This is a genomic window from Frankia sp. CcCS3, assembly GCF_977927575.1.
Map to the genome: position 1 here is coordinate 1 of NZ_CDWRCL010000194.1, position 4,011 is coordinate 4,011.

Annotated in this window: 4 protein-coding genes; all 4 read left to right on the top strand. The window is 73.2% G+C overall.

Features of this window, described 5'->3' with window-relative positions; genetic code table 11:
- Positions 1-1,025: acetylglutamate kinase (argB, locus tag AC08OQ_RS15320; protein ID WP_476612139.1), on the top strand; the 1,025-nt coding region annotated here is incomplete at its 5' end.
- A 14-nt stretch (positions 1,026-1,039) separates the two neighbouring features.
- Positions 1,040-2,296, top strand: coding sequence for an acetylornithine transaminase (locus tag AC08OQ_RS15325; RefSeq protein WP_462186899.1), 1,257 nt, complete (start codon positions 1,040-1,042; stop codon positions 2,294-2,296).
- Complete coding sequence (gene argF, locus AC08OQ_RS15330) at positions 2,293-3,297, top strand: ornithine carbamoyltransferase (protein WP_476602194.1); 1,005 nt, start codon at positions 2,293-2,295, stop codon at positions 3,295-3,297. The genes AC08OQ_RS15325 and argF overlap by 4 nt, the downstream gene beginning before the upstream one ends.
- Positions 3,294-3,944, top strand: coding sequence for an arginine repressor (gene argR / locus AC08OQ_RS15335; RefSeq protein ID WP_476594569.1), 651 nt, complete (start codon positions 3,294-3,296; stop codon positions 3,942-3,944). The genes argF and argR overlap by 4 nt, the downstream gene beginning before the upstream one ends.
- Positions 3,945-4,011 lie beyond the last annotated feature (67 nt).

A 4,011-nucleotide genomic window follows, 5' to 3' on the forward strand; every position in this document is an offset into this window, starting at 1 on the left:
ATGGCACCGGCGACGCCGCCCCGGGCGGGGGCACCGGGCGGGGCCCGGCCGCCACCGCCCGGGGCCACGCGGCGCTCGCGAAGACCCAGGTCCTCATCGAGGCGCTCCCGTGGCTGTCGCGGTTCCAGGGCGCGACCATCGTCGTCAAATACGGCGGCAACGCGATGACGGAGCCGGCGCTGCGCGAGGCCTTCGCCGCTGACGTCGTGTTCCTGCGCCACTCGGGGCTGCGGGTGGTCGTCGTGCACGGCGGCGGTCCGCAGATCACCGCGCATCTGGAACGCCTCGGTGTCCCCTCGACGTTCGTCGGCGGCCTGCGGGTCACCACCCCGGAGACCATGGACGTCGTGCGGATGGTCCTGCTCGGCCAGGTCAATCGGGACGTCGTGGGGCTCGTCAACGACCATGGCCCGTTCGCCGTCGGGCTGTCCGGTGAGGACGCCAACCTCTTCACCGCGCGGCGCCGCCCGGCGATCGTCGACGGCCGGGAGGCCGACGTCGGCCTGGTCGGCGACATCGTCGAGGTCCGACCGGAGACGATCAACGCCCTGCTCGGCTCCGGGAAGGTGCCGGTGGTCGCGTCGGTTGCCCGCGGCGTCGACGGCGGGGTCTACAACGTCAACGCCGACATCGCCGCCGCCGAACTCGCCGTCGCGCTCGGGGCCACGAAGCTTGTCGTCCTGACCGACGTCGAGGGCCTCTACGCGGACTGGCCGGCGAGCGACGAGGTGATCAGTGAGCTGAGCATCACCGAGCTCGAACGGCTCCTCCCCTCGCTCACCGCCGGCATGATCCCCAAGATGGAGGCCTGCCGGCGGGCGGTGCGTGGCGGTGTTCCACAGGCGCACGTGCTCGACGGACGGGTGCCGCACGCGGTGCTCCTGGAGATCTTCACCGACGACGGCATCGGCACTTTGATCATGGCCGAGCCAGGCACCTCGCCTGAGCCAGGTACGCCCCCTGCGCCCGCCGCGCGCCCGGCCGGGATCGTTCCGGCCGGCGAACCGACCGGAGGAACGCCGTGAACGCCGAGATCGCCGTGAACGCCGATCTGATCGCCCGCCGGGACGCCGTCGTGATGGCGACCTACGGCCGACCCGCGATCTCCCTGGCTCGGGGGGCCGGCAGCCGGGTGTGGGACCATGACGGCCGCGAATATCTCGACCTGGTCGGCGGGATAGCCGTCAGCGTGCTCGGTCACTGCCACCCGGCGGTCCGGGACGCCGTCGTCGGCCAGCTCGGCGCTCTCGGCCACGTGTCGAACCTCTACGCCAATGAGCCTCAGGTGCTGCTGGCCGAACGGCTCGTCGAGCTGCTGCGGGTCGGCGCGCCGAGCCCCGGGCTTCCGCCCGAGGGGGCGAAAGTCTTCTTCTGCAACTCGGGGGCGGAGGCCAACGAGGCAGCAATCAAGATCGCCCGCCGGGCCGGCCGTTCGGAGATCCTCGCCACCGAGGGCTCGTTCCACGGCCGGACCCTGGGCGCGCTGTCCATCACCGGTCAGCCGGCCAAGCGGGCACCGTTCGAGCCGCTGCTGCCCGGCGTCCGGTTCGTGCCGTATGGAGACGGCGCGGCCCTGCGCGCCGCCGTCAGCGAGGCGACCGCGGCGGTGTTCCTGGAACCAACCCTCGGCGAAGGCGGTGTCGTGCCGCCGCCGGCCGGCTACCTCGCCGCCGCGCGGGCTGTCTGCGACTCCGCTGGCGCGCTGCTGGTCCTGGACGAGGTGCAGAGCGGCATCGGCCGGACCGGCTTGTGGTTCGCCCACCAGGCCGAGGGCGTGCTGCCCGACGTGATCACCCTGGCCAAGGGACTCGGCGGTGGCCTGCCCGTCGGCGCCTGCGTCGGCATCGGCGCGGCGGGGACGCTGTTGCGCCCGGGGGATCACGGCAGCACCTTCGGTGGCGGCCCGATCGTCTGCGCGGCGGCGCTCGCGGTGCTCGACACGATCGCCGCCGAGGGCCTGCTTGAACACGCGTCGCGGCTCGGGGAGCGGCTGGCCGCGGCGATCCAGGCGGCGGGCGTGCCCGGCGTGGCCGGGGTCCGGGGACGGGGGCTGTGGCGGGCGATCGAGCTCGACGGCCCATTCGCGCCGGCGGTGGAGAAGGCCGCCCGCGAAGCCGGTTACCTGGTGAACGCCGTCGCCCCCGACGCCATCCGGCTCGCCCCGCCGCTGATCCTCACCGCCGCCGAGGCGGACGCCTTCGTCGCGGCCCTGCCCGGTATCGTCGGCGACGCGCTCGCCGCCCGGGTTCGGTCGGCGCAGTCCGCGTCAGCCCCGGGCTCTAGGGTCAGCGCATGACGGTCCGACACTTCCTTCTCGACACCGACCTGACCCCCGCGGAGCAGACCGCCCTGCTCGACCTCGCCGACGGGCTCAAGGCACGCCGCCGCGTTACCCGGCTGACGGAGCGTCCGCTCGCCGGGCGCTCGGTGGCGCTGCTGTTCGAGAAGCCGTCGACGCGCACCCGACTGTCGTTCGACGTGGGCGTCGCCGAGCTCGGCGGCCACCCGGTGGTGATCGACGCGGTGAGCACGCAGCTCGGCCGGGGCGAGACCATCGAGGACACCGCCGCGGTGCTGAGCCGGTACGTCGACGCGATCGTCGTGCGTACCTTCGCGCAGAAGCGGTTGGAGCGGCTGGCGGCGGCGGCCACCGTTCCGGTGATCAATGCGCTGTCCGACCACGCCCATCCCTGCCAGGCCTTGGCCGACCTGCAGACGATCCGGGAGCGGCGGGGCCGCCTGGCCGGGCTGACCCTGACCTACCTGGGCGACGGCAACAACGTCGCGCACTCGCTGCTGCTCGCCGGCGCGTTGGCAGGCATGCGGGTGCACGTGGCCTCGCCGCCCGGCTATGAGCCGTTCGAGCAGGTGCTGCGGCACGCCAATGAGATCGGCATGGTGACCGGGGGGGAGGCGCTGGTGATGCACGACGCGCTGGAGGCCGCCGCCGGGGCGGACGTGCTTTACACCGACGTGTGGGCGTCGATGGGTCAGGAGGGTGAGTCGGACAGCCGCGCGTTGGTGTTCCAGCCGTACCGGCTCGACGAGAAGGCCGTCGAGGCCGCTTCGCCCGACGTGATCGTCATGCACTGCCTGCCCGCACATCGGGAGCTCGAGATCACCGCGTCGGTGATCGACGGACCCCGTTCGGTCGTGTTCGACCAGGCCGAGAACCGGCTGCACGCTCAGAAGGCCCTGCTGTCGAGCCTGCTGTCCGAGGGCGTCGGTCCGACCGGCGCCGCCGGGAGCGCGTCCGGGGTGGGGGGCGCATCGCCGGTGGGGGGCACCGGGCGATGACCTCGGAAGCAGGCGCAGGGGCCCGGCGTGCCGCGCCGTTGACCAAGCACGCCCGTCAGGCTCGGCTGGCGGCGTTGATCGGTCAGCGCGGTGTGCGTTCACAGACCGAGCTCGCGCGTCTGCTGGCTGCCGAGGGCGTCCAGGTTACCCAGGCAACCCTGTCCCGTGATCTGGAGGACATCGGGGCGACCAAGGTGCGCGGTCCGGACGGCGGCCTGGTCTACGCGGTCGAGGCGAACCTCGCGCCGGCGGAGATCGTCCGGCTGTCGCTCGCCCGGCTCTGCGAGGAACTGCTGGTCTCCGCGGAGGCCAACGGCGACCTGGTCGTGCTGCGCACGCCGTCGGGCGCCGCGCAGCTGTTCGCCTCGGTGCTCGACCGGGAGGCGCTCCCGGGGGTCATGGGCACGATCGCGGGGGACGACACGGTGCTCGTCGTCTGCCGGTCGGCTCCCGCCGCCGAGGCCCCGGTCCGTCCGGAGAGTTCTGTCGGCCCGGGAGATCCCGTCGGTTCGGGAGAGCCAGCTGGTCAGGGAGGGCATGCCGGCCCGAGGGGGCCGGCACTCGCCGCCCATCTCCTGTGGCTCGCCGACGGCCGGGCGCGTGGAGCGTCGACGGGACCGTCCGCCGTGCCGGACCAGGATGCGTAGCGGTGCACCGGCGACGCCGTGAACCGGCCTTCCCAGCACCCTCAATAAACACAATGGAGTCGAAATG